General features: G+C 55.6%; 25 protein-coding genes. 15 read left to right on the top strand and 10 right to left on the bottom strand.

Going from position 1 to position 25925, the window contains the following annotated elements; all coding sequences use genetic code 11:
* The first annotated feature begins 17 nt into the window (after positions 1-17).
* The 6 genes from H6853_07140 (at position 18) to lpxB (ending at position 4976) form a co-directional block, all read left to right on the top strand.
* The gene (locus H6853_07140) at positions 18-584 is read left to right on the top strand and encodes an OmpH family outer membrane protein (protein ID USO03303.1); all 567 of its coding nucleotides are present in this window, start codon (positions 18-20) and stop codon (positions 582-584) included.
* Positions 585-611: 27 nt separating this feature from the next.
* Entirely contained in the window at positions 612-1637 is a 1026-nt protein-coding gene (gene lpxD, locus H6853_07145) for a UDP-3-O-(3-hydroxymyristoyl)glucosamine N-acyltransferase (GenBank protein USO03304.1), read from the top strand.
* A gap of 9 nt (positions 1638-1646) precedes the next feature.
* On the top strand, positions 1647-2120 hold the full coding sequence (gene fabZ, locus H6853_07150) for a 3-hydroxyacyl-ACP dehydratase FabZ (protein USO03305.1): 474 nt from the start codon (positions 1647-1649) through the stop codon (positions 2118-2120).
* A 69-nt stretch (positions 2121-2189) separates the two neighbouring features.
* Positions 2190-2990: an acyl-ACP--UDP-N-acetylglucosamine O-acyltransferase gene (gene lpxA / locus H6853_07155; GenBank protein ID USO03306.1), complete on the top strand. Its 801-nt coding sequence runs from the start codon at positions 2190-2192 to the stop codon at positions 2988-2990.
* Positions 2960-3838 carry a UDP-2,3-diacylglucosamine diphosphatase LpxI gene (lpxI, locus tag H6853_07160; protein USO03307.1) on the top strand — a complete coding sequence of 293 codons (879 nt, stop codon included), beginning with the start codon at positions 2960-2962 and terminating at the stop codon, positions 3836-3838. Before lpxA ends, lpxI begins: the two co-directional genes overlap by 31 nt.
* Positions 3831-4976: a lipid-A-disaccharide synthase gene (lpxB, locus tag H6853_07165; protein ID USO03308.1), complete on the top strand. Its 1146-nt coding sequence runs from the start codon at positions 3831-3833 to the stop codon at positions 4974-4976. Before lpxI ends, lpxB begins: the two co-directional genes overlap by 8 nt.
* 118 nt (positions 4977-5094) lie before the next feature.
* Here lpxB and H6853_07170 read toward each other — a convergent pair whose 3' ends face one another.
* Both H6853_07170 and H6853_07175 read right to left on the bottom strand, forming a co-directional pair.
* Positions 5095-6417, bottom strand: coding sequence for a citrate synthase (locus H6853_07170; GenBank protein ID USO03309.1), 1323 nt, complete (start codon positions 6415-6417; stop codon positions 5095-5097).
* A 108-nt stretch (positions 6418-6525) separates the two neighbouring features.
* Positions 6526-7941 (bottom strand): glutamate--tRNA ligase, encoded by a 1416-nt coding sequence (locus H6853_07175; GenBank protein ID USO03310.1) that lies wholly within the window; start codon positions 7939-7941, stop codon positions 6526-6528.
* 49 nt (positions 7942-7990) lie between these two features.
* Between H6853_07175 and H6853_07180 the strand changes: the two genes are divergently transcribed.
* Positions 7991-10060, top strand: coding sequence for a ComEC family competence protein (locus tag H6853_07180; GenBank protein USO03311.1), 2070 nt, complete (start codon positions 7991-7993; stop codon positions 10058-10060).
* A gap of 500 nt (positions 10061-10560) precedes the next feature.
* Here the strand turns inward: H6853_07180 and lexA are convergent, their stop codons facing one another.
* The 4 genes from lexA to H6853_07200 all read right to left on the bottom strand — a co-directional run bounded on the left by lexA (position 10561) and on the right by H6853_07200 (position 13672).
* The gene (gene lexA, locus H6853_07185; GenBank protein USO03312.1) at positions 10561-11214 is read right to left on the bottom strand and encodes a transcriptional repressor LexA; all 654 of its coding nucleotides are present in this window, start codon (positions 11212-11214) and stop codon (positions 10561-10563) included.
* Positions 11215-11295: 81 nt separating this feature from the next.
* Positions 11296-12078, bottom strand: coding sequence for an indole-3-glycerol phosphate synthase TrpC (trpC, locus tag H6853_07190; GenBank protein USO03313.1), 783 nt, complete (start codon positions 12076-12078; stop codon positions 11296-11298).
* On the bottom strand, positions 12075-13097 hold the full coding sequence (gene trpD, locus H6853_07195) for an anthranilate phosphoribosyltransferase (GenBank protein USO03314.1): 1023 nt from the start codon (positions 13095-13097) through the stop codon (positions 12075-12077). The genes trpC and trpD overlap by 4 nt, the downstream gene beginning before the upstream one ends.
* Entirely contained in the window at positions 13094-13672 is a 579-nt protein-coding gene (locus H6853_07200) for an aminodeoxychorismate/anthranilate synthase component II (GenBank protein USO03315.1), read from the bottom strand. Before H6853_07200 ends, trpD begins: the two co-directional genes overlap by 4 nt.
* Before the next feature lie 31 nt (positions 13673-13703).
* On the opposite strand from H6853_07200, the gene H6853_07205 reads away from it, so the two are divergent.
* The gene (locus tag H6853_07205) at positions 13704-14753 is read left to right on the top strand and encodes a divergent polysaccharide deacetylase family protein (GenBank protein USO03316.1); all 1050 of its coding nucleotides are present in this window, start codon (positions 13704-13706) and stop codon (positions 14751-14753) included.
* Here H6853_07205 and trpE read toward each other — a convergent pair.
* Both trpE and H6853_07215 read right to left on the bottom strand, forming a co-directional pair.
* Positions 14689-16194, bottom strand: coding sequence for an anthranilate synthase component I (gene trpE, locus H6853_07210; GenBank protein ID USO03317.1), 1506 nt, complete (start codon positions 16192-16194; stop codon positions 14689-14691). The two genes, H6853_07205 and trpE, sit on opposite strands and share 65 nt — an antisense overlap.
* A 5-nt stretch (positions 16195-16199) precedes the next feature.
* Positions 16200-18104 carry a peptidyl-prolyl cis-trans isomerase gene (locus H6853_07215; GenBank protein ID USO03318.1) on the bottom strand — a complete coding sequence of 635 codons (1905 nt, stop codon included), beginning with the start codon at positions 18102-18104 and terminating at the stop codon, positions 16200-16202.
* Positions 18105-18171: 67 nt separating this feature from the next.
* Between H6853_07215 and H6853_07220 the strand changes: the two genes are divergently transcribed.
* On the top strand, positions 18172-18930 hold the full coding sequence (locus H6853_07220) for a triose-phosphate isomerase (protein USO03319.1): 759 nt from the start codon (positions 18172-18174) through the stop codon (positions 18928-18930).
* Positions 18931-18933: 3 nt separating this feature from the next.
* On the opposite strand, the gene H6853_07225 is transcribed toward H6853_07220, so the two are convergent.
* Positions 18934-19458 carry a hypothetical protein gene (locus H6853_07225; GenBank protein ID USO03320.1) on the bottom strand — a complete coding sequence of 175 codons (525 nt, stop codon included), beginning with the start codon at positions 19456-19458 and terminating at the stop codon, positions 18934-18936.
* Between the two features lie 360 nt (positions 19459-19818).
* On the opposite strand from H6853_07225, the gene secG reads away from it, so the two are divergent.
* Both secG and H6853_07235 read left to right on the top strand, forming a co-directional pair.
* Complete coding sequence (gene secG, locus H6853_07230) at positions 19819-20193, top strand: preprotein translocase subunit SecG (protein ID USO03321.1); 375 nt, start codon at positions 19819-19821, stop codon at positions 20191-20193.
* A gap of 51 nt (positions 20194-20244) precedes the next feature.
* Complete coding sequence (locus H6853_07235; GenBank protein ID USO03322.1) at positions 20245-21879, top strand: CTP synthase; 1635 nt, start codon at positions 20245-20247, stop codon at positions 21877-21879.
* A 219-nt stretch (positions 21880-22098) separates the two neighbouring features.
* Here H6853_07235 and H6853_07240 read toward each other — a convergent pair whose 3' ends face one another.
* Complete coding sequence (locus tag H6853_07240; GenBank protein ID USO03323.1) at positions 22099-22473, bottom strand: hypothetical protein; 375 nt, start codon at positions 22471-22473, stop codon at positions 22099-22101.
* Between the two features lie 377 nt (positions 22474-22850).
* Between H6853_07240 and kdsA the strand changes: the two genes are divergently transcribed.
* The 4 genes from kdsA to H6853_07260 all read left to right on the top strand — a co-directional run bounded on the left by kdsA (position 22851) and on the right by H6853_07260 (position 25797).
* A complete protein-coding gene (kdsA, locus tag H6853_07245) occupies positions 22851-23699 on the top strand; it encodes a 3-deoxy-8-phosphooctulonate synthase (protein USO03324.1) in 849 nt (282 codons plus the stop codon).
* A gap of 120 nt (positions 23700-23819) precedes the next feature.
* Positions 23820-24170: a hypothetical protein gene (locus H6853_07250; protein ID USO03325.1), complete on the top strand. Its 351-nt coding sequence runs from the start codon at positions 23820-23822 to the stop codon at positions 24168-24170.
* Positions 24171-24242: 72 nt separating this feature from the next.
* A complete protein-coding gene (eno, locus tag H6853_07255) occupies positions 24243-25556 on the top strand; it encodes a phosphopyruvate hydratase (GenBank protein USO03326.1) in 1314 nt (437 codons plus the stop codon).
* A gap of 58 nt (positions 25557-25614) precedes the next feature.
* A complete protein-coding gene (locus H6853_07260) occupies positions 25615-25797 on the top strand; it encodes a hypothetical protein (GenBank protein ID USO03327.1) in 183 nt (60 codons plus the stop codon).
* Positions 25798-25925: the final 128 nt, after the last annotated feature.

The raw sequence follows: 25925 nt of genomic DNA on the forward strand, positions 1-25925 counted from the left end.
AAAAGAAAGGTCGCTTGATGTCCTTGTTCTTGCGTAAAATTTTGTTTGCCCCGTTTCTGCTGTCTTTCCTGCTGTTTTTGGTAACGGCGATGCCGGGACCCGCTTTTTCCGGGGAAGAGGGATTAAAATTCGCCGTTGTCGATATTAATGCCCTTTTGAATGACTCGGCCGCCGGCAAAAGCATTCAGGAGCAGCTGGAAAAAAAGAGAAGCGAATTTCAGGAAGAGTTTTCCAAAAGAGAGACAGAACTGCGCCAGGTGGAAAAAAATATTATTGATAAAAAAGAAAAAGCGCCTGTAGAGGAGCTTGAAAAAGAAAAAAGAAAATTTGAATCCGGGCTTTTGGAAACCAAAAAACTTTTCCGGGAGCGCCGGGCGGCGCTGGACCGGGGTCTTGCGGAAGCCATGCAGGAGCTGCGCAAAAAAATCATACAGGCCTCTGCAGAGATCGCGGAAGAAGAAGGGTATCAGGCTATTTTGACAAGGGAGAGCGTCGTGGTTGTCGAAAAGGATTTCGATATTACGCTGGACGTTTTGAAAAAGCTGGACAAGAAAACCAAAATCATCCCTCTGGATATAAAATAGAAGACTGGATAGAAAAGGCCGGATTTTATGGCAGATTCTCGTTTTTTTGAAAAATCGCCTCCCATTTCTTTAGGAAAGCTTGCGGAGCTTTCGGGCGCGTCGCTGGTTCAAACGGAAGAGGCCGATACGCCGATAGAGGATGTCGCGCCTCTGGACAGCGCCGGGGCCTCCCATCTGTCTTTTCTGGACAATATTAAATACAGGAATGCCTTTGCCGCGACAAAAGCCGGGGCCTGCATTGTGCCGCAAAAGGTTGTCGATCTGGCGCCTGCGGGCGTGCGCCTTCTTGTTTCGGACAATCCCTACAAGGCCTATGCTCTGGCGGCACAGGCCTTTTACCCTGAAACGTTCCCCGAGGCGGATATTTCGGCCGCCGCGCTCATTCATTCCGCAGCGTCCGTCGGGGAGGGGTGCCATATAGAAGCGGGTGCAATCGTGCAGGAAGGTGCGCAGATCGGGGCCGGGAGCTGGATTGAATCCGGCGCGGTGATCGGCCGCAATGTTGTTTTGGGGAAAAGATGCCGCGTCGGGGCGGGCGCCAGTGTTTCGCACGCCCTGATCGGCAATGCCGTGCGCCTTTATCCCGGCGTTCGTGTCGGGCAGGACGGCTTTGGCTTTGCCATTGACCCGGCGGGACACGTCAAGGTGCCGCAGCTCGGGCGGGTCATCATAGAAGACCATGTCGAGATTGGCGCGAATAGCTGCATTGACCGCGGCAGCGGGCCGGATACATCCATCGGGGCGGGGACGTGGATTGATAATCAGGTCCAGATCGGCCATAACGTTAAAATCGGGCGCGGCTGCGTCATTGTGGCGCAGGTCGGCATTGCCGGAAGCTCCACGATAGAGGATTACTGTCTTCTGGCGGCGCGGGTCGGTATTGCCGGGCATTTGACCGTCGGGCAGGGCGCGCGCATCGGCGCGGTGTCCGCCGTCATGAAGGACGTGCCGGCAGGGGAGGAACAGGTCGGGATTCCCGCGATGCCGGCCAAACAATATATGCGGCAGATTATTGCGCTAAAAAATTTGACGAAAAGACAAAAAAGTGAATAAAAAAGACAGATGAGCGAAAACGACACCACGGATAAAACGATTGATATTTCGGGGATTATGGAACTTCTTCCCCACCGTTATCCCCTTTTGCTTGTGGATAGAATTCTGGAATATACCTCCGGGGAGTCTGCCGTCGGGCTCAAAAACGTCACGATGAACGAGCCGCATTTTCAGGGGCATTTTCCCGGCTGGCCCGTCATGCCGGGAGTCCTGATTGTCGAGGCCATGGCGCAGACGGCGGCTTGCCTGGTGATGCAGACCCTTGGGCAGGAATCTCACGGTAAAGTCGTCTATTTTATGAGCATTGAGAACGCGCGCTTTCGCAAACCCGTCGTGCCGGGAGATGCCATGCATATCCACGTGTCCCAGATCCAGAACAGGAAAAGCGTCTGGAAATTCAAAGGGGAAGCCAGGGTCAATGGCGCCGTGCATGCGGAAGCCGTTTTCAGCGCCATGATTATGGACCGGGCCGCCGAAAAGTAAGCGTTTTGTTACGCTTTGTAAGATTCTGTGAATTGTCGGCGTTCCCGGAGCCGTTTAAATATTTTACCTATGAGTAACATTCACCCCACCGCTATTATTGACCCCGAAGCGAAGATTGGCAAAGGCGTTTCCATCGGCCCGTACAGCATTGTCGGCCCGGAAGTTACGCTGGAAGAAAATGTCCGGATTCACGCCCATGTGGTGCTGGACGGGCGCACGAGCGTCGGGGCGGGCACGTGCATTTACCCTTTTTCCTCCATCGGCTCCCCGCCGCAGGATTTGAAATATAAAGGCGAGCCTTCGGAACTTGTCATCGGGAAAAACTGCACGATCCGTGAACATGTGACGATGAATCCCGGCACGAAAGGCGGCGGGATGAAGACCGTTGTGGGGGATAACTGCCTGCTGATGGTCGGCGTGCATGTGGCGCATGATTGCATTCTGGGCGATCATGTGATTATGGCCAATAATGCGACGCTCGGCGGTCACGTGGTTGTCGGGGACCATGTGTTGATCGGCGGGCTGGCGGCGGTGCACCAGTTCGTGCGTATCGGCTCCTACGCGGTGATTGGTGGGACCTCCGGGGTCAACGCCGATGTCATTCCTTTTGGCCGCGTCAAGGGCGAGCGCGCCTATCTGGCGGGGCTTAATCTTGTCGGGATGGAACGGGGCGGGTTTTCCAAAGACCAGATGAAGACGCTCCAGAATGTCTTCATCAACCTTTTCGGCAAGGAAGGGACCATGGAAGAGCGCCTGAGCAAAATGGAGCGGGACTTTGCCAACGATTCTTCCGTCATGCAGATTCTCCGCTTCGCGCGGGAAAAAGAAAGATTTGGCTTATGTCAGCCGGAAAACAGCGCCCTGGCATAACGCCGCCCCGGATTGAAAAGCTTGGCATTATTGCAGGAAGCGGGGACCTGCCCCTGAAACTCGTCCTGTCCTGCGAAGCGCAGGGAATATCCCCTTTTATTGTCGCGATCGAGGGGCATGCGGACCCTTCCCTTTACGCGGGGCGGGACCATATCGTGTCAAGGCCGGGCGCCGCCGGCTATATCGTTAAAACCCTGAAAGAGCGGGGAATAAAAGACCTGATTATGATCGGGGCGGTGAAGCGTCCGCGGCTTGCGGCGATCCGGCCGGATTTGTTTACCGCCCGTTTTCTGGCGCGTCTTGGGGTGCGGGCGCTCGGAGACAGCGATTTCCTCTCCGCCATCCGCGCGGGGCTGGAAGAAGAAGGGTTCACCGTTCACGCCGTTCAGGATTTCATGTATGAAGACATTCTGATGCCGAAGGGCGTTTTAGGGAAATACAAACCTTCGGGGCAGGATTTGCTTGATATCGCCTACGGGATGGAGGTGTCTCAGGCGATTGGAGAGATGGATATCGGGCAGGCCGCCATTGTGTTTGAGGGACGGGTTCTGGGCGTTGAAGGCGCGGAAGGCACCAACGGCCTGATAAAGCGCTGCGGGGCCTATAAAGAGGGCAGGAAAGGCGGCGTTCTGGTGAAAACCTGCAAGCCCCAGCAGGACAAGGCGCTGGACCTTCCGACCATCGGGGCCGAGACCCTTCGTCTCTGCGTCCAGAGCAAAATCGACGGGATTGCGGTGCAGGCAGGCAGCGCCTTTTTACTGGATGCCGAGGCGGTCAGGGAGATTGCAAACACCAACGGGCTTTTCGTTGTCGGTCTGCCGGAAGACCTGAAGTTTGAAGATGCGTGAGGCGCATATATACCTGATTGCCGGGGAAGCCTCCGGGGATTTCCTGGGGGCGCAGCTCATGAAGTCCCTGAAGGAAGCGCGGCCCGGTATCCGCTTTTCCGGTATTGGCGGCCCCCTGATGGAAGCCGAGGGCCTGCAGAGCATTTTTCCGTATGAAGAGCTCTCCTTAATGGGAATTCTGGAGGTTCTTCCAAACATCATCCATATTCTTAAAAGAATTAAACAAACTATTGAAAATATAGAAAAAATAAATCCTGATATATTGGTGACCATCGACGCGCCGGACTTCTCTTTCCGGGTCGTGAAAGGGGTGCGAAAGAGGGTCGGCGCGCCTCCTGAAATTATTCATTATGTGGCGCCGACGGTTTGGGCATGGCGGGCCGGGCGGGCGAAAAAAATTGCCAAAATTCTGGACGGGCTCATTTGTCTGCTGGATTTTGAACCGCCTTACTTTGAAAAAGAAGGGCTAAAAGCCGTTGCCGTGGGACATCCCCTTGTGGAAGGGGAAGCTTTCCGGGCGCAAGGGGGGCCGTTCCGCGCCGCGCACAATATCCCGCAAGATGCCGCGACCATCGGCGTCTTCTTCGGCAGCCGGAAAGAGGAATTCAAGCGTTTGGGGTGCGTTTTGCACGATGTGATGAAAAACTTTCCGCAGGCGCAGTTTATTGTGCCGACTTTGCCGCATCTTGAACGGGATATCCGGGCGCTGACGGACGACATGGGTGCGCCGGTTCACATCACGACGGACAAGCGCGAAAAATGGGAAGCCTTTGCGGCCTGTGACGCGGCGGTGGCGGCCTCGGGAACGGTGGGGCTGGAACTGGCCGCCGCCGGTGTGCCGCATGTCATCGCCTACCGGATGAGCGCGCTGACATGGGCCATCGTCAAAAGGGTGGTCAAAGTCAGATATGCGCATCTGGGCAATATCATGCTGGACCGGGAGGTCATCCCCGAATTTTTGCAGCCTCTTTGCCGGGCCGATCTTATCTCTTTATCTTTAAAAAGGCTTCTAACCGACGAAAAAGAAAGACAAAAACAGATAGATGCGTTTGAAAAAATCCGGGTCAAATTAGGGGCGCATGACCCGAAAACGCCTTCCGAAAAAGCCGCTGAATTTGTCCTGTCTTTTCTGGATTAAAGAAACCGCGTCATTGCGAGCGACCAAAGGGAGCGCGGCAATCCAGAATCCTTGAGTTTCTGTTGTTCTGGATTGCTTCGGTTGCTACGCTCCCTCGCAATGACGGGGCAAAGGCAGATTAATCCCGTTTATCAATCGGCACGTAAGGGCGTTCCGCCGGACCGGTATAGAGCTGGCGGGGGCGGCCGATGCGTAAAGAAGGCTCTTCCATCATCTCTTTCCACTGCGATATCCATCCGACCGTCCGCGACACGGCGAACAGGACGGTGAACATGCTGACGGGGAAGCCCATGGCTTTGAGGATAATGCCGGAATAGAAATCGACATTCGGGAAGAGCTTGCGGTCCACGAAATACGGGTCTTCCAGCGCAATTTTTTCCAGCTCCATGGCCAGTTCAAGCTGCGGGTCTTCCACGCCGAGCTCTTCCAGGACTTCATGGCAGGACTCCCGCATGACCTGCGCCCGCGGGTCGAAGTTTTTGTAAACGCGGTGGCCGAAGCCCATCAGGCGGAAAGGGTCGTCCTTGTCTTTGGCTTTTTCGATGAATTCGGGAATCCGGCTCTTGTCGCCGATTTCGTTAAGCATCTCCAGGACGGACTGGTTCGCCCCGCCGTGGCTCGGTCCCCATAAAGAGGCGATCCCGGCGGCGATACAGGCAAAGGGATTGGCCTGCGAGGAGCCCGCAAGACGCACCGTGGAGGTGGAAGCGTTTTGTTCATGGTCGGCATGCAGGATCATGATGCGGTCCATCGCCTTGGCGACGCACGGGCGGATTTTATATTCTTCTGCCGGCACCGAAAAACACATATTCAGAAAGTTTTCCGCATAGCCCAGGTCATTGCGCGGATACACGAAAGGCTGGCCGATCGTGTATTTGTACGTCATCGCGGCGAGCGTCGGGATCTTGGCGATCAGGCGGTGCGCGGAAATTTCGCGCTGGCGCGGGTCCCACACATCCAGGGAATCGTGATAGAAGGCGGACATGGCGCCCACAACGCCGCACATGACGGCCATCGGGTGCGCATCGCGCCGGAATCCCCGATAGAAAAAGTTCATCTGGTCATGGACCATCGTGTGGCGCGTGATCGTGTTTTTAAACGTATCCAGTTCTTTCTGGTTCGGCAGGTCCCCGTAGAGGAGGAGATGGGCGACTTCCATGAAACTGCTCTGGGCGGCAAGCTCCTTGATGTCATAGCCGCGATGCATCAGAATTCCCTTGTCCCCGTCGATATAGGTCAGGCGGGACTTACAACTCCCGGTGGCGGTGAAGCTGGGATCCAGCGTAAAGTAGCCGGTGTCGGCATAAAGGCTCCGGATATCGATGGTATGGGGGCCGTATGTCCCCTCGACGACAGGCAGCTTGAAGCTTTCGCCGGTCTGGTCGTCCGTAAGCGTAAAGGTTTTTTCGGATATTTTTTCTTGGGGTTGTGCATTGCTCATGTCGGTGGCTTCCATTGGGAAAAGGGAAAAGAAAAAGAAAGGGGGGCGGGAATCGCCCTTAGATGCTTTGCAGCATAAAGCGTTTAAAGGCAAAAATCAATCCGCCCGTTAGTGGTCCAAAACCGCCTGAATACGTTTGCAGGTTTCTGCTTTACCCAAAATCTCCGCGGCCTCGAACAAAGGCGGGGATTTGTTTGTCCCGGTCAGGGCGGCGCGCAACGGCATCATGATTTTGCCCAGTTTTCCACCGCCGCCTTCCTCCGCCAGGGCGCGGCAGGCGGACTCAATGGATTCATGATCGAAAGCCTCCATGTCCTGAAAGCGCTCCAGAAGGCGGGGCAGCATGCTTTTCGCCTCCTCGTCGAGCAGTTTCCTGGCGGCCTCGTCATACTCGAAAGGCAGGGACCTGCAATAAAAAGCGCCGTCCTCGGCAATCTGGAGGAGGGTTTTGGCGCGTTCTTTGAGCGCGGGCATGCCTTTTTTCAGGCGTTCCAACCCTTCCGTATCCGGAAAAACGCGTTGATGTTCCTGCATAAAAGGCAAAGTCAGTTCCACCAGCCGTTCATCGCTGGCCTGATGAATGTAGTGGGCGTTCAGGCTTTCGAGTTTGGCAAAGTCAAATCTCGCGGCCGCCTTGCCGATCCCGTCAAAATCGAACCATTCGATCGCCTGCGCCATTGAAATGATTTCATCGTCGCCGTGCCCCCAGCCCAGCCGCAAAAGATAATTGCACAAGGCTTCGGGGAGATAGCCCATCAGGCGGTATTCCTCGATGGACTGCGCGCCGTGGCGTTTGGAGAATTTGGCGCCGTCCGGCCCGTGAATGAGCGGCAGATGCGCGTAAGTCGGGATATCCCAGCCCATGGCCTCGTAAATCACATTTTGCCGGAAGGTGTTGTTCAGGTGGTCGTCCCCGCGCATCACATGGGTTACGCCCATATCGTGATCGTCCACCACGACGGCCAGCATATAGGTTGGCGTGCCGTCGGAGCGCAGGATAATGAAATCGTCCAGCTGGTCGTTTTTGACTGTGACCTTGCCTTGCACTTTGTCTTCTATCGTGCTTTCGCCCTCCAGGGGCGCCTTGATGCGGATCACCGGTTCGACGCCCTCCGGCGGCGCGGCGTTTGTTGCGCCGGCTTCTTCCCGCCATCTGCGGTCATACCAGCTTGGTTTTCCTTCGGCGCGGGCCTTTTCGCGCATTTCCTCCAGTTCTTCCGGGGAGCAGTAGCATTTATAAGCTTTGCCGGCGGCCAGAAGCTCACGGGCGATTTCGGCATGTCTATGGCGGTTTTCATATTGGGATTCGGCGATATTATCCTGTTTCAACCCCATCCATTCCAGCGCGTCATAAATGACCTGGACGGCTTCTTCGGAATGGCGCTTGCGGTCCGTATCCTCGATCCGCAGCAGGAATTTTCCGCCCTTGGCTTTGGCATAAAGATAGTTAAACAGCGCGGTGCGCGCGTTCCCGATATGCATAAAGCCTGTGGGGGAGGGTGGAAATCGTGTAACAACGCTCATATTTATTTCTTTCGTGACTTTGTACGTGCCTAGGTTAGAAAATATTTCAATGGTTATAAAGCATTTCACAAGGCAAAGAGAACGTTTATTTCTTTGGGCGCCGGTCTTTCTGGGGCTGGGGATTGTGATCTATTTTGCCCTGCGGTTTGAACCGCCGCTCTATGTCGGCGGGGCGGGCGCGGGCGCCAGCCTTGTCCTGATCGCCCTGTTGCGGGCGGAAAAAGCGGCATTGTTCTCCTGTCTGGGAATCTTCCTGATTTTTGTAGGCATCGGCGCGGCGCAAATCAGCGCGGTGCGCCATTACACCCCCTTGCTGGACAAGCCTCTCGGGCCGGTTCAGGTCGAGGGGATCGTTTACAGCGCAGAGCCGAAAGAAACGGGAAAAGGCAGCCGGGTTGTGCTGTCTGATCTTACGATCGAAAAGCTTGCCCCTGCGCAAACGCCGCGCAAAATCCGCGTTCTGGTGCGGGCGGACCGGGACATAAAGGCGGGCGACCGTATCCGGTTTCTTGGCAAATTGAATCCGCCTGCCGGTCCCGTAGCGCCCGGCGCTTTCGATTTTCAGCGCTACGCCTATTTTCAGGAGATCGGCGCGGTGGGCTTTGCCTATAACGCGCCGGAGATTCTGGCGCGGAAGACACCTTTTCCCGCCTTTGCCCCCGCCTTGACTTTTGAAACACTTCGGGCGCGCATTTCCGAAAAAGTTGAAACGCATGCGTCCGCCCCTTACGCGGCGGTTATGATAACACTTCTCACAGGGCAGCGCGGCGCGGTGCGGGAAGAGGACAAGGAGGCCATGCGGGATTCGGGCCTCGCGCATTTGCTGGCGATTTCCGGCCTGCATGTCGGGATGGCGGCGGGCGCCGTGTTTTTCTTTGTCCGGCTGCTTCTGGCGTTTTTTCCGTTTATCGCCCTTCATTGCCCCATCAAGAAAATAGCGGCTGCGGCAGCCCTTTTGGCCGCCGTGTTTTATACATTTATGGTGGGGGCGGGCATTCCGGCGCAGCGGGCTTTGATGATGACGGGGCTTGTTTTACTGGCGGTCCTTTTTGACCGCTCTCCCTTTTCCATGCGCCTTGTGGCCCTGGCGGCGTTTGCCGTTTTGCTTTTTTCCCCGCAAAGCCTGGTGGGGGTAAGTTTCCAGATGTCCTTTGCGGCCGTAGCCTCCTTGATTTTCTTTTATCAGTGGATCCGCCCTTTTTGGTCGCAGCTTTACCGCCGGGCCGGATTTCTGCGCCGCATCGGGCTTTATTTTTGCGGTGTTTTGATGACAACGGTGATTGCGGGTTTTGCCACCGGGCTTTTCGCGCTTTACCATTTCCAGAATTTTGCGCTCTACGGCGTTTTGTCCAACATGATCGCCGTACCCCTTATGGGCGTGTTTGTCATGCCCTTTGCCGTGCTGTCTTATCCTCTCATGCTGGTCGGGCTGGAAGGGCCGGCCCTGAATGTCATGGAATGGGGCGTGAGCTGGATTTTGGCGACAGCAGGCTGGACGGCCTCTCTCGACGGGGCAGTATGGAAAGTGCCTGTCTGGTCGCCCGTTTCTTTCGGGCTTTTTGTCTTTGGCGGTTTGTTTTTCATGCTTTGGGAGGGGCGGGGAAAAATAATCGCTCTTCTTCCGGTCATTGCCGGGCTTGTTCTCCTGCCGTTTTATGCGCAGCCTGATATCCTGGTTTCGGCCAAAGGCGGGCTGGTCGGCGTGCGGGGGCAAAATGGAAAGCTTTACCTTTCTTCCCGGCGCGCCGAGCGCTATACCGGGGAAAACTGGATGCGCCGCAACGGCCGGCGCGATGAAATCCCCGAGGTCTGGCCGGAAGAGGGCGGCGCGGAAGGCTTTCCCTTAACCTGCGGGGAGCAGGGGTGCCGGGGCGTCCTCCGCGGCCGGCGCGTTTCTTTTCCCAAAACGGCTCTGGCGCAGAAGGAAGATTGCGGCTGGGCCGATATCCTCATCTCGCCCTTTCCCGTGCGGGATAAAGAGTGCGGGGCCGAAATCGTTATCGACCGCTTCGATGTCGCGAAAAACGGCGCTTACGCCCTCTGGCTGGCCGGAAAATCCGTTAAAATCCGCTCCGTGCGCGATGTGCGCGGGCAGCGCCCCTGGACGGGAGGTTCTTAGTCAATTTTAAATACTAAGCGGGGTGCGCAGGTACAATGGGGCCGCTTTGCATCATGAGTTCTCTACCTAAATTATGTGTTCGAAGCCCCTCTGTAAGCCTGTCTTCAAATTTTAGAGCGGCGGCTTCTGTTTCAAAGCTTGCCATGAGCGCTATAGTTTGGGGAACGGCAGAATCGTTCCAGTCACTCTGAAGCATGGGCGTTTCAATAAGGGGTTGGAGGTTTCCTGATCGCCGGACAATATCACCTATGATGCAAACATGCGCTGTTGGTTCTTTTGTAGCACATTCTGTTCTGGCGACGAGTCTACCAAATATACTTTGCACACTTAGGTTAAAAATGCCTCCGTCCGAGAAAGATTCTGTGCCGGGCCTAGTTGTTAAAAGAACTCCGAATTTTTGATTGGACATAGCAACACCCTTATTCTTATATAAAATAAAAAACGGGAAGCTAGAGCGCTTTATTCTTTATGTCAATGTTTTTTAAACGGCGTTGTGGGCCTTAGTGATAGCGCCGCATCAGGCTGACGAGGCGGCCCTGAATGCGCACCTGATCCGGTTCCAGAATGCGGGGCGCGTAGGCGTCGTTCTCGGCGATCAGGACAATTTTCCCCTTTTCCCGTTTCAGGCGCTTGAGAGTGACATCTTCGCCCTCGACCAGCGCCACGACAATCGCGCCGTCTTCGGCGGTGTCGCAGCGTTTGATGATAACCGTATCCCCGTCTTCGATGCCGATTCCGGTCATGGAGTCCCCGTCCACTTCCAGCGCGTAATGCTCGCCGCGCCCCAGCATGGAAGGCGGAAGCTCGATATGGTTGCCTTCATGGGCGATGGCTTCGATCGGGACCCCCGCCGCGATACGGCCGTAGAGCGGAATGGACTGCATTTGATGCCCGATGGAAGCCGCCATTTTCTGCACGGCTTTGGCCTTTTGGGCCGCCTCTTCCGGCAGGCGTTTAATTTCCAGTGCCCGGGCGCGGTGGGGCAGGCGTTCCAGATAGCCGCGTTCCACCAGCGCCGTAATCAGGCGGTGAATGCCGGATTTCGATTTCAGGCCCAGCGCTTCGCGCATTTCGTCGAAGGATGGCGCGATATCGCCTTCCGCCATGCGCGAATGGATAAAAAGAAGCAAATCCTTTTGCTTTTTGGTCAGCATGTTTCCCCCTGATTAGGACTTTTCCAAAACTTTGCAGATTCGAAACGTTCTCTTATGTTCTACCTTCGTTCTTGGTCTGTGTCAATTCTTTTGCAGCAGGTTTTTAACGGCCGTTTCGATATCGTCCTGGCGCATCAGGCTTTCCCCGACCAGAAAGGCGCTGTAACCGGCTTTTTGGAACACCGTCATATCTTCGTGCGTGGCGATTCCGCTTTCCGCGACTTTCAGGACGGACTCCGGGATGCGCGCCGCGAGATCGAGGCCGGTCTGGCGGTCCACCTCCAGCGTTTTCAGGTTGCGGTTATTGACGCCGATCATTTCCGGGCCAAGAGCCAGCGCGCGTTCCAGCTCTTGCGCGTCATGGACCTCGATCAGCGCGTCCAGCCCGTAATGTCTGGAAGCGTCGTAAAGCTCTCTGGCCTGCGCGTCCGAAAGGGCGGCCATAATCAGCAGGGCGCAGTCGGCGCCAAGCGCCCGCGATTCTGCAATCTGGTAGGGCTCCAGCATAAAATCCTTGCGCAGGATCGGCAGGCTCACGACCTTGCGGATGGCGCTCAGATACTCGTCTTTTCCCTGGAAATAGGGCTCGTCGGTCAAAACGGACAGGCAGGCGGCCCCCGCTTTTTCGTAGAGTCTGGCAATCGCCACAGGGTCGAAATTTTCGCGGATGACGCCCCGGCTCGGGGAAGCCTTTTTTACTTCGGCGATCAGGGCCGGCGACGAATCTCTTAATTTGCTTATAAATCCGGGGATTAAAGATAAATCCTCAATTCTTTCTTCAAGAACGGACAGGGGCGTTGTGGCCCGCTTGCGCTGAATATGCGTCTTCTTGTCGGCGCAAATCTGGGCTAGAATATCGCTCATCTATTACCTTCACTTGAAAGTACAATATATTGATTTAAAATGGATAATGCCTTTTTTGTATCAAGCGCATTTGCCGCTGTCCGCACGCCGTCTTTTAAGTCATTGACCGTTCCGTGGATAGTCAAAACCGCCGCAACATTGGCCAGAACGATGTCACGGTAGGCGCTTTTTTCACCTTTCAGAAGCGCTTTTAGCGCCCTGGCGTTTTCCTGCGCATCGCCGCCTTTTAATGCTTCAGGCACGGCCACCGGCAATCCGAAATCTTCGGGCCGGAGGGTTTTTTCAGTGATCTTCCCTCCCTCCAGAACGGCGATTTTGGTGGGGCCGGTCGTTGTAATTTCGTCCAGCCCGTCTGTGCCGTGCACCACCCATGCCCGCTTTGTTCCCAGATTTTTCAGGGTTTCGGCGAGGGGGAGGAGCCATTTTTCGTCAAAAACGCCGATCAGCTGGTATTGCGTGCCGGCCGGGTTGGCGAGGGGGCCAAGCAGATTGAAAATCGTGCGAAACCCCAGTTCCTTGCGCACCTTCGCGACATGCTTCATCGCCTCATGATGTTGCGGGGCCATCAGGAAGCAAAAACCGATGTCCTCCAGCGCTCTTTCAAGCCTGTCCTTCTCCACATCCAGATGGACGCCGAGCGCTTCGAGCACGTCCGCCGCGCCGGATTTGGAACTGGCGGCGCGGTTTCCATGCTTGGCGACCGGCACGCCGCACGCGGCGGAGACAATCGCCACCGCCGTGGAAATATTGTAGGTGCCGGCGGAATCCCCGCCCGTGCCGCAGCAATCCAGCGCATCCTCCGGCGCCTTGATAGATAAAGCTTTTTGGCGCAGGACCTTGGCCGCGCCGGTGATTTCGCCCGCCGTTTCCCCGCGCCGCGCCAGCGCGGTGAGGAAATCGGCCATTTGACCTTCCGATGCGCCGCCTGCCATCATCACATGCATGGCCGCTTCCATTTCTTCTTCTGTTAAAACAGCGCCGTCTTTGACTTTTTGAAGGAAAGACTCGAAGGATGTCATCGCGCCGCAACTCCTTCCAGAAAATTTTTCAAAAGGGTATGGCCGTGCTGCGTGGCGATGCTTTCGGGGTGGAACTGGACGCTGTGAAGGGGGGCGGTTTTATGCGCCAGCCCCATAATCAGCCCGTCCTGGGTCCATGCGGTAATTTCAAGGCAATCCGGCAGGCTGCCTCGCTCCACGATCAGGGAATGGTAGCGCGTCGCCGGAAAAGGAGACGGCAGCCCTTTAAAAACGCTTTTTTGCTCGTGAAAAATATCCGAAACCTTGCCATGCATGGGGGAGGGAGCGCGCACGACCTTCCCGCCAAAGGCCTGCCCGATGGTCTGAAGCCCCAGGCAAACGCCAAACAGGGGAACCTGCCTTTCCGCCGCCTGCCGGGTGAGGTCCAGGCAAATCCCCGCATGGTCCGGGTCGCTCGGTCCGGGAGAGATTAAAATGCCTTCCGGCTTTGCGCTAAACACCTCTTCTACGGAAATCCTGTCGTTTCGATAGACCTGCACCTGCGCCCCCAGATCGCCGAGATACTGGACGAGGTTGTAGGTAAAACTGTCATAATTGTCGATGAGTGTAATCATAGCTGGACAGTTATAGGGGGCTTGTTAAGCTATGACAATGCGCAAGTCGTTTTCCAAAGAAACATGGGTCTTTATCCTGATTGCCGTGTTCTTCATGCTGCTGGCAGATCATTTCATCTTTGGCGGCAAACGCACTTACATTGAAACCCTCAAAACAGAGACTCTTCCAACGCCGGAACCTGAACATGCGGAAAAGGCGGCGGAATCCGTTTCGCCCGCGCCCATCTTAATTCGGCCGGAGGAAGGCGAAGAGTACCTTGAGGAAATCATTCCTTCCGTTGAAATGCCGCCGCCTCCCGAAGCCGAACCTGAGCCTGAACCTGAGACGGTGACAGGGAAAGCGCCGCCGCCCCCTTTGGAAGGAAAGGCGCGCATTGCCGTCATTATCGACGATATCGGAATGGATATAAAGCGCAGCCGCGCGGCCCTCTCTTTGCCGGCGGCCGTGACGCTGGCGCTTCTTCCTTATGCGGAATCGGCGCCGAAACTGGCACGTCAGGCGCAGGAGAAAGGGCATGAGCTGATGATTCACGTGCCTATGGAGCCGATGAACCGGAAGCTGAGCCTGGGGGGGATGGGCCTGCGCGGCGATATGGACGAAGCGGCGTTTCAGGCCCGCTTTGACGAAATCCTCTCCAGTTTTAAAGGCTATAGCGGCATCAACAATCACATGGGCAGCCGCCTGACGCAGGATCAGGAGATGATGGCGCGGGTGATGGCGCGCCTGAAAAAAGAAGGGCTCTTTTTTGTGGATTCAAGAACCATTGCGACCTCTGTGGCAGGCGAGATGGCGGCGCGTGCCGGCCTTCCGCATGCCGCGCGGGACGTTTTTCTGGATCATGAAGACACGCCGGACTTTGTGGCAAAATCTTTGGAAAAACTGGAGGCGCTGGCTCATAAAAACGGCCATGCGATTGCCATCGGCCACCCCAAGGATGTCACCCTTGCGGCGCTGGAAGCGTGGGTTCAAACCCTTGGGCCCAAAGGCATAGAGCTTGTGCCGGTGAGCGCGCTCCTTACGAATCCTTCTGGTTTATCTGCCCGCGCGCCTGATCCACAGCCAGTTCCGCCGCCTGAATGATCGCGCGGGCCTTGTTGCAGCTTTCGGCGTATTCGGACGCCGGCTTGCTGTCCGCGACGATCCCGCCGCTGGCCTGGACATAAACCTTTCCGTCCTTGACCAGCGCCGTACGCAGCGCGATGCAGGTATCGAGCTCTCCGTTGCCGTCCAGATAGCCGATGCAGCCGCCGTAATAGCTCCGGCGCAGGGGCTCCAGCTCGTCGATAATCTCCATGGCGCGGACTTTGGGCGCGCCGCTGACGGTGCCGGCCGGAAAGCCGGCGAACAGGGCATCCAGCGAATCCCTGTCGGCGCGCAGGGTCCCTTCGACATTGGAGACGATGTGCATCACATGCGAATAACGTTCGATCACAAATTCTTCCGTGACCTTCATAGAACCCGTTTTGGCCACGCGCCCGACATCGTTGCGGCCCAGATCCAGAAGCATCAGGTGCTCGGCGCGTTCCTTGGGATCGGAGAGCAAATCTTCGGCCAGCGCTTTGTCTTCGGCGGCGTTTCGACCGCGTGGGCGCGTGCCGGCGATCGGGCGGATGGTTACGGTTTTGTCCCGCACCCTGACCAGGATTTCAGGGCTGGAGCCGACCAGGTCGAAATCCTCAAAGCGGATATAAAAAAGAAAGGGGGAGGGGTTCAAACGGCGCAGGCTCCGGTAAAGCTCGAACCCCGGCAAATCGAAATCCACCGAAAAACGCTGCCCCAGCACCACCTGAAAAATATCGCCGGCGCGGATATATTCCACGGCGCGTTCGACCATTTCGTGAAACTGCTTTTCCTCCATATTGGACCGGACCGGCAAAGGCGTTTCCAGTCTGGTACCGCAATGCAGCGCTTCCGCAGGGAGGGGGCCCGTCAGGGTCTTGAAGGCTTTGGCCAGACGCTCCGATGCGGCCGTGTAAACATCTTCGACCTTGTCCTTTGCGTTACCCGCATGGTCCCGCACAGGCGTCACGAGGCACATCATGTTTTTGACGTTGTCGAAAATAACCATCAGGGTCGGGCGCATCATGATGCTGTCGGGCACATGCAGTTCGTCGGGATTACGATCGGGAATGTCCTCGATCAGGCGGACCATGTCATAGCCCATATAGCCGAACAGCCCCGACGGACCCATGGGGGGGATGTCTTCCGGCACGATGTCAATGCGGCTGTCCCTGACATGGCAGCGCAGGGTTTTGAGCGGGTCGGCGTCTTCATGTTCCTCCTTTTCGCTGGCGCAGCAGGTCCAGACAAGGTCCGGCGCCAGCCCGATGGCGGAATACCGGCCCAGCGTCGCGCCGCCTTCGACGGATTCAAGCAGGAAACTGTAGGGCTTGTCTTCGCACAGCTTCAAATAGGCCGAAACGGGGGTTTCCATGTCCGCCGGAATCCATTGCCACAAAAGCTGCGTTTTCCGGTCGTCGAACCGGGCCTTAAAGGTTTCGAAATCCGGCTGAATGCTCATGGGCCTTAATTCGCGCCGTTCTCGCCGTAAAGCTGGCTGATGATACGCTCGTTGATCCGAATCTCCGTATTGGCGCTCATGTGATAAACGTAGCGCTCCAGCGTTTCGATGGCGTTCGCGCGTTTTTCACTCGTTTTGATCGCCGCCAGATCGCTTTCCTTTTCCGCGCCGGAATCGGGAAAAGAAATGTCCGTAATTTTGGCCAGCAAAATGCCGTCCCCGGTTTCCGCCAGGAAAGACTCTCCTTTCTCCTGTGAAAAAACACGGCTGAGCACAACCGGCCCCAAAGCTTTCGGGGCGTCCGCGTCGCGTTTCAGGTTCCGGTAGCTGGAAAGCCGTCCGCCGAATTCCTTTTGCACCTCTTCCATGGACGCGCCGCCGTCGAGCTTTTCCAAAGCCTCTTTGGCGCGGACTTTCGCCACCAGATCCTTTTGCGCGGCGATCCATTTCTCCTTCAGTTCTGCTTTGACGGATTCAAAAGACTTGAAATCCAGCGGGGTGCTTTCATCGATGCGGAAGACGACGAACTGCCCGCCTTCCGTTTCCAGAACGGGCGTCGTTTCGCCCGAGTCATAGGAAAAGATCGTTTCGATGATCTCCCCTTTGCCTGCGCCGTAATTTTTAAAGACATCCTTTCCTTCCGGCGACAAGCCGTTCTGGGAGAAGGGGGGAAGCTTCTCGGTTGTCAGGCCGAATTCCTGCACGATAGGCTCCAGCGCCTCGCCGGACGCCAGACGGTCGTCGATCATATTCGCCGTTTCCAGCAGTTCATCCAGCAGGGCCGTTTGCAGCAGTTCCTCTTTGATATCCGCCTTGACCTGTTCAAAGGGCGTCACTTCCGGATCGAGAATTTTCGCAAGGACCATGACATGCCACCCCAAAGGGCTTTGGACAGGGCCGACAATGTCGCCGGCTTCGGCTTGAAACACAGCCGCCGCAAGGTCTTCCGGCAAGCCGTTTTCCTGAAAGTCCTGCGCGCCAAGATACGCGTCGGTCTTGCCGGTCACGGCCAAAGCGGCATCTTTAAGGGATTTTCCTTCTTTGGCTTTTGCCGCGATGTCTTCCGCCTCTTTCGGGGAGGCTACAATGGCCTGTTCCAGATTGCGGCGCGGCGGCTTTGTATAAAGTTCGATATTTTCGGCGTAAGCGTTCCTAAGGTCGTCTTCGCTGATATCGACCCGGCCCTGCAGCATTTCTTTTTTCAGGGTCGCCGCCGTGACGCGGCGCGTTTCGGGAATGGCATAGTCAGTTTTATTGGCCGCATAATATTTCTGGAGATTCTCCTCGGACGGTTTTTCAATGGCCTCAACACTGCTGGTCTTGAACATGAGCGTTTCAATGCTGCGCGTCTGGTTTTTGGCCGCGTACAAATCCTGCGCCAGGATATCCGGCGTCAGGGACACGCCGGAGACAAGGGCGTTGCGCAAGGCGGCATTCCCGATTTCCTGCCGGATGGATCCGATAAATTCGCTTTCGGAAATCCCCTGGTTGCGCAAAATCTGTTTCAGGGCGTCCTTCTTGCTTTGCCCCTCGCGGGCAAGGGGTTCCGCCAGTTTTTCCACCTGCTTCCTCACAAGCTCGTCACTGGCGCGCAAGCCCAGCCGGGCGGCTTCCCGCGTCAGAAGGCGCATCTGGATTTCGTTATTCAGGATGGAATGGATATACCCCATCCGGTAGGCTTCCTGCGGCCCGATCCCCTGACGTCCCAGGCTGCGGCGCACGGCCTTGTCGAATTCCACTGTGGAGATCGAAAGGCCGCCGCCTTTGGCAACGACGTTGGAAGAAACGCCGCCCCGGAAAAAGCCGCCCACATCCATGAGGACGAGGCCGCCCACGGCCATCACCATAAAGCCCATCAGGATGACTTTCAGTATCCCGCCTTTTGCCCCCTCGCGCATCGCTCCCAACATGAAAAAATCCTCTCTTTTAATCTCCGGCCTCAGGCACTATAAGGATTGGAACAAAACGGGGCAACAAATGAAAAAATTGATTGCAGGAAACTGGAAGATGAACGGCACGGCCGAAAGCGCCATCGAGCTGGCGGAGGCTGTGTCTGCGGGGATTGAGGGCAATCCCGGTCTGCTCGATACATGCGATTTTCTCATTTGCCCGCCTTTTCTTCACATTCCCCTTGTGCAGGGGGCTTTGAGCGAGCCGGTGTTTGACGCGATTTTTCTGGGGGCGCAGGATTGCTCCTCTTATCAGAACGGGGCTTATACGGGCGATGTGTCTGCCGCGATGATTGCGGATATGGGCTGCACCCATGTGATTTTGGGTCATTCGGAGCGCCGGCAGTATTTCGGGGAAAAAGATATGCTGGTTGCGGAAAAAGCGCTGCTGGCCCACCGCGAAGGTCTTACGACCATCGTCTGTGTCGGGGAAAACGAAGCGGAGCGCGAGGCGGGACGGGCGCAGGACGTCGTTGGAAAACAGCTCGGCCATTCCCTGCCGGGGCACAGCACGCCCAAAAATCTGGTGGTCGCCTACGAGCCCGTCTGGGCGATCGGCACCGGCAAATCGGCCACCGTGGAGGACATCAGGGACATGCACGCTTTCATTCGCGCGCAGCTTTCGGAAAGGCTTGAAAGTTGCGAAAATATCCGTATTTTGTACGGCGGCTCGGTCAAGCCCGCCAATGCGGCGGAAATACTGGCCACGGAAAATGTGGATGGCGCGCTCATTGGCGGCGCCTCGTTAAAAGCGGAAGATTTTATCGGGATTGCGCAAGGGGGGTAAAGCTTAAGTGGGCTTGCTTTCGGGAGCGGCAGATTTATCAATTGTGTAATAGGGGGCTGTTATACGTTCTGTAAGAAGGTAAGCAAAGTGCCCATTGTCACCATACTCAATATTGCAAAACACAACGGGACCACGTTGTTCAATTAAAGCATCGGGCTCGCCACATTTTTCCATAAGAGTGTTGATACTGTCGGCAAACCCTACGTCATCATAACCATTATTATTAATAATATTAGCCAATATGATGGGCTCGCTCCCTTGACATAGTAATGAAAATCTTCGATTACCTTCCAAAAGACGAATCTCACCATCCGGATTAACGTAAACTGTAATCATTAAATGGGTGTTGTGGTTATCGTTAAAAGCTTTGGAACAGTTTTTAACTTTGGCACGGTCTGAATCGCTTTCATGACCTTTCTTGGGGCTTTGATAAGCGTTCAGAAATTTTTCTTTATTCAGGGGAACCACAGCGCCTTGCGGTTTATCCGGGTCAAACATAAACCCCCTAACACCATCATCAGGTTTCATGCGTTTTCTTAAGGCATCATTTCTGGCGTGACGTTTGTCACGATCGGCTTCTACACGGTCGCGTTTCGTTTCAATTCCAAATATTTTTTTAGCAGAGAAGGCATAATACCCTACATATTACATAATTTTATTTTTTTGCCAAATTTTTGCTTTACGCGAAGCCCCGAAGAAACAAAAACACGCAACCCCGTCAAAAGACGGGGCCCATCGGATGTTTGTGTTTGCGAATGTAAGGGAATTCGTGTCTCTTCGCGCGGATGAGATTTCTCACCCGCTTTGCGGGTTCGAAATGACAGGGGAAGTGATTTTCAAAAAAAACTTCGTGACTTCGTGTCTTCGGGGCGATAAAAAACTTTCACCATGGAAACAGTCGTTCTTGTCATACATTTGATTCTGGCCCTCAGCATTATCCTGCTGATCCTGCTCCAGCGCTCCGAAGGCGGCGGGCTGGGGATCGGCGGCGGCTCCGGCGGGCTGGGCGGGTTTGCCACGGCGGGTCAGACGGCGAACGTCCTCACAAGGGCCACGGCCATTTGCGCGGCCTGCTTTTTTGCCACCAGTCTGCTGCTCGCGGTTTTGGCCGGGTCCCAGAAAAAACCTGCCGACATTCTTGAATCTCTGGATAACGTGCCGGCCGTTATTGACTCTTCGGCCGCGGCAGGCGATAAAGAAAACCCGGAAGCTAAAGGCGCCGGAAAAGAGTCCCAGCCACCTTCAGTGCCCATTTCAGAGTAACGTTCCCGCCCGGCACCTTCCGGCGGGAGCCGGTGATTTTATAGGGTTTTAATGACACGATTTATTTTTATTACAGGCGGCGTTGTTTCCTCACTGGGAAAAGGCCTCGGCTCCGCTGCGCTTGGCGCATTGCTGCAGGCCCGCGGTTTCAAGGTTCGCCTTTGCAAGCTGGACCCGTATCTGAACGTGGACCCCGGCACGATGAGCCCGTTCCAGCATGGCGAAGTCTTTGTGACGGATGACGGGGCGGAAACGGATCTGGATCTGGGCCATTACGAGCGCTTTACCGGCAATCCGGCCAGCCAGAGCGACAACACCACCACGGGGCGCATCTACACGAATGTTTTGCAGCGCGAGCGGCGCGGGGATTATCTGGGCGCCACCGTTCAGGTCATTCCGCACATCACGGACGAGATCAAAGCCTTCATCCGCGAGAAAGACGGCACGGCGGATTTTGTGATGTGCGAAATCGGCGGCACGGTGGGCGACATTGAAAGCCTGCCTTTTCTGGAAGCCATCCGGCAATTCGGCAATGAAATGGGGCGGGACCGCGCGCTGTTTATTCACGTGACCCTGCTGCCGTGGATTCCGGCGGCGGGAGAGCTGAAAACCAAGCCGACCCAGCATTCCGTGAAGGAACTGATGGGCGTGGGCATTCGTCCGCGCATTCTGCTTTGCCGCGCGGACCGCGAAATCGAAAAAGAGGAACTGCGCAAAATCGCGCTTTTCTGCAATATTGACGAAGACAAAGTCATTCCCGCGCTGGATGCGTCCTCCATTTACGAAGTGCCGCTGACCTATCACAAAGAGGGGCTGGACGCGCAGGTAATGGATGCGTTCGGGATCAAGGATTCAAAAGAGCCGGATTTATCCGTGTGGGAGGAAATCGTCCGCCGGATCAAACAGCCCGAAGGGGAGGTCACCATTGCAGTGGTCGGCAAATACACCAACCTGACGGACAGCTACAAATCCCTCAACGAGGCGCTGTGCCACGGCGGCATTGCGAACAACACCAGGGTCAAGATCAAGTTCGTGGAATCCACGCTGTTTGACGGGAGCGACGACAACATCGTCCATGAACTTCAGGACGTGAACGGCATTCTGGTTCCCGGCGGCTTCGGGGAGCGCGGGGCGGAAGGCAAGATCAAGGCGGCCGGGTTTGCGCGCGAAAAGAAAATTCCGTATTTCGGCATTTGTTTTGGGCTGCAGATGGCCGTGCTGGAAGCGGCGCGCAACACGGCGGGCATCGCAAACGCCAGCTCGACGGAATTTGCGCAGGAGGGCGAGCATCTCATCGGCCTGATGACCGAATGGACCAAGGACAATAAAAAAGAAAAGCGCACCAGACACGAAGATATGGGCGGGACCATGCGCCTCGGCGCTTACCCGGCGACCCTGAAAAAAGGGTCCAGGGTGGCGGAGATTTACGGCTGCACCGACATCAGCGAACGCCACCGCCACCGGTATGAAGTGAATATCAATTACCGGGAGCGGCTGGAAGAAAAGGGGCTCATTTTCTCCGGCACGTCGCCCGACGGGAATCTGCCGGAAATTTGCGAAAGAAACGACCATCCGTGGTTTATCGGCGTGCAGTACCACCCGGAACTCAAATCGAAACCCTTCGCCCCGCATCCGCTTTTTGTGTCTTTCATCAAAGCGGCCATCGCGCAGGGGCGGCTGGTTTAATAAATCGCCGGTATTAAATCTCTTCGGGATTTATTCCCCGCCCCTTGGGACGTTCGTCATTGCGGCAAAATGAAGCCCGTTTGTCATTGCGAGAGAGCGCAGCGACCGAAGCAATCCAGAAAAAACAACCGAAACTTCAGGATTCTGGATTGCCGCGCCGCTTTTTCAGCGGCTCGCAATGACTGGACGGATGCCCCGCTGCCTGCGGGGTGCTTCATTTTAAATATAAGTTGGTTTGACGGTCATCGCGGGATGGGATGCTCTCTTCTTGCCTTCCTCTTCCCGAGGCGGCTCCCAGCCAAGGGACGTGGCGGCGGCAAAGAGCTGGCTCGCCTGCGCAGGGGTTGCGCTAAAGCGTCTTGCCGCGATGTTTTGAATGACCTTCAGCGCCAGACCCGACTCTGACTGGGCCTGTTTGGGGGAGACATCGCTGCCGGCTAAAAACGCCGCCGTCAGGGGAGACAGGGCAATCGCGTCGTTTGTCTTTTTCTTTTCTTCTCTGGCTTTATCATACCGCGAGTTGGCCCGGCTTTCGACCGCTTTCGCAATATTTCTTCTTTCGCTTTTGCTTCTTTGGCTTGTTTTTTTGCTCATTTTTTCCCTCTTTACCTTTTGCCCTTATCTTTTGCCTTTATCTCTGCCGGCTGTCTATATTAGTGTATTATGGCAATAAAATGCAACCCAAATACTTGCGACCCCTCATTTTTTCGAGAATGCCTGTTTTCCGTCATTGCGAGAGAGCGCAGCGACCGAAGCAATCCAGAAAAAAGAATCCCTTGCCAAAATAGGTATAAAATCCTATAATATCTCTATGCCCTGCCATAAACCGTCCCGGACCGCCAACCCGTTGAAAAACAAAGAAAGGCCCGCTTGCGGCAGGACGCATTTCAGGGAACGAACTGAGTATTTCCAGATTACGGTAAATAAAAAATCCTTTGTGCCCCGGGGGCTTCGCGGTTAAAACAACGCCTATGAAAACAGTCTCCGTCCAGAAGATCGATATCGCCAATAACAAGCCGTTTGTGCTCTTTGGGGGGCTGAACGTCCTCGAAAACGAAGCGCTCACCTTAAAGGCCGTTGAGGTTTATAAAACCGTCACGGACAGGCTCGGCATTCCGTTTATTTTCAAGGCCAGCTTTGACAAGGCCAACCGCTCCAGCATCCATTCCTACCGCGGCGTCGGGATGGAGGAGGGGCTGCGCATCTTTGAAAAGGTGAAAGCGGAGTTCGACAATGTGCCCGTTATTACGGATGTGCATGAAATCAATCAGTGCCGGGCCGTGGCGGAGGTGGTGGATGTCCTGCAGATTCCGGCGTTTCTGGCGCGCCAGACCGATCTGGTGGCGGCAATGGCCAAAACCGGGGCGGTCATTAACATCAAGAAGCCCCAGTATATGTCGCCCTATCAGATCGGCAATATCGTCGATAAATTTTCCGAATGCGGCAATGACAAAACGATCATCTGCGAGCGCGGCCATACATTCGGGTACGACAATCTTGTGGTGGACCCGATGGCTTTTGGCGTGATGAAAGAGATGAGCGGCGGCACGCCCATTATCTGCGACAGCGTTCATGCGTCCCAAATGCGTCTGCCGGGGAGCGAGGCGTCCGGCGGGCGGCGGGCGCTTGTGCCGGATTTAAGCCGCGCCGTGCTGGCGATCGGGATTGCGGGGCTGTTTATCGAAGCCTATGAAGACCCGGACCAGGCCAGATGCGACGGCCCCTCCGCCTTGCCCTATCACAAGCTGGAAGAATTTCTGGCGCAGGCCAAAGCCGTGGACGATCTGGTGAAAAGCATGGATTTGGTGCAGGTTTCCTAAAAAAATATTTTAAAAACAATACGTTAACTCTTTAATTTTTTTAAATATTTTTTGTGCTATAATGAGAATGTTATACAGGGCGGAAAAGCCCTTAAAAAGAAGAACAAAGGATTTGGCAACGTGACAACCGTTCAAGGCGCATCCCGGTATTTGAATACGGCGACCCTGACCAACCTGCGGGGAACGCCCGCGGTGCAATCGACCGTTTTGGGCGAAGGGAGCGGCACGGCGGGCCTTCTGGATGCCGCCCGGGTCGATACGGGTATCGGGCTTTCACAGAATGCGCGGGCGCTGACCCGGCAGTTCCTTGACCAGTCGGCCTCCGGTTTTAACACCATCTTTTCATTGAACAGCGTCGAGTTCGGCACGACGGAAACCCTCCAGCAAAAGATTCTGGCCCTGCGCGCGGGCGTGCCGGAAAGCCAGCTTGCGCCGTCCCTGCGCGGCGACGTTGTCGATGAAGAGGCTTAAAAAGCTTAAACCCCTTTCCCTTTTCCCTGTTTTTTCGTACTGTCTCTCCACTGAAAAAAGGAGAGATTTTTTATGAGCGCAATTGTAGACATTACGGCCCGTCAAATTCTGGATAGCCGGGGCAACCCGACCGTGGAAGTGGACGTTCTTCTGGAAAGCGGTGCGCGCGGACGTGCGGCGGTGCCCTCCGGCGCTTCGACAGGAGCGTATGAAGCCGTTGAATTGCGGGACGGCGATAAATCCCGCTATGGCGGCAAAGGCGTTGAAAAAGCCGTTGAGTTTGTGAACACCGATCTCTTCGAAGCGTTGAGCGGGCAGGACCCCGAGGATCAGCTCCATCTGGACCATGCAATGATCGCGCTGGACGGGACGGAGAACAAATCCCGTTACGGGGCCAATGCGATTTTGGGAGTATCCCTGGCGATTGCGAAAGCCGTGGCGGAGGAACTGGACGTGCCGCTCTATCGTTATCTGGGCGGACCGTACGCCCATCTTCTGCCGACGCCGATGATGAATATCATCAATGGCGGCGCGCATGCGGACAATCCTGTCGATATTCAGGAATTTATGATTATGCCGGTGGGAATGCAGGATTTCTCGGAAGCCCTGCGCTGCGGCGCGGAAGTGTTTCACGCGCTGAAGAAACAGCTTTCCGAAGCCGGGCTGAACACCAATGTCGGCGATGAAGGCGGCTTTGCGCCGGAAGTGAAGTCTTCGACCGAAGCCCTCGACTTTATCATGAAAGCGATCGAGGCCGCAGGCTACACGCCGGGCCGGGATGTCGTGATTGCGCTGGATGCCGCCGCCAGCGAGTTTTTCAAGGATGGAAAATACGAACTGGCGGGAGAAGGGCGCTCCCTGTCTTCTGCGGAGATGGTGAAATACTACGAGGATCTTTGCGCGCGCTACCCGATCGCCTCGATTGAGGACGGCCTTGATGAAGACGACTGGGAGGGCTGGGTCAAATTGACCGGGGCGCTGGGAGACCGGGTGCAGCTTGTCGGGGACGACCTGTTTGTCACCAATCCCGGGCGGCTTCGGGAGGGAATAGACAAGGGCGCGGCCAATGCCATCCTGATCAAGGTCAACCAGATCGGCACGCTCAGCGAAACGCTGGAAACCATCGAAATAGCCAAACGGGCGGGTTACGGCATTGTGATGTCGCACCGCTCCGGCGAAACGGAAGATTCCACGATTGCGGATCTCGCCGTGGCGACGAATTGCGGGCAAATCAAGACAGGCTCCCTGTCCCGCTCTGACCGCGTGGCAAAATACAACCAGCTTCTGCGAATTGAAGAGGACCTTGGACCGTCCGCCGCCTATGCCGGGGCAGGGGCCTTGAAATCCGCGCCGCAAAAAAAGGCTGCCAAAAAGAAAGCGGCTTGATTTTACCTCTTATAAAACATATAAGCGAAAAGAGTTCTGTTAAATAAAAGAGGCAAAAATGGTCGATCAAACGAAAAAACCAAATCTTTCATCCGGTTATATGACGGCGCGGGAGTGGAACGGCTCAGTGGGGTGGGGAACGGTTCCCAAGGAGCGGGATGCGGAACGTCCTGAAAATCAGGACAGAATAGAGCGCTTGAAAAAGCAGGAAGCAAAGACGGCCTTGCGTCTGTCCGTTTAGGTCGGGATTCATTTCCTCGCGTCCTGAAATTCCTGAATCATTAGAGTCACTTACTTAAAGTCGTTCTTCTTTTGTACTCATTAAGTCATTGAATCTATTGTGTTTTTTATTTGACACGGGTGATTCGT

Source organism: Rhodospirillales bacterium (assembly GCA_023898765.1).
Classification (GTDB): Bacteria; Pseudomonadota; Alphaproteobacteria; order Micavibrionales; family Micavibrionaceae.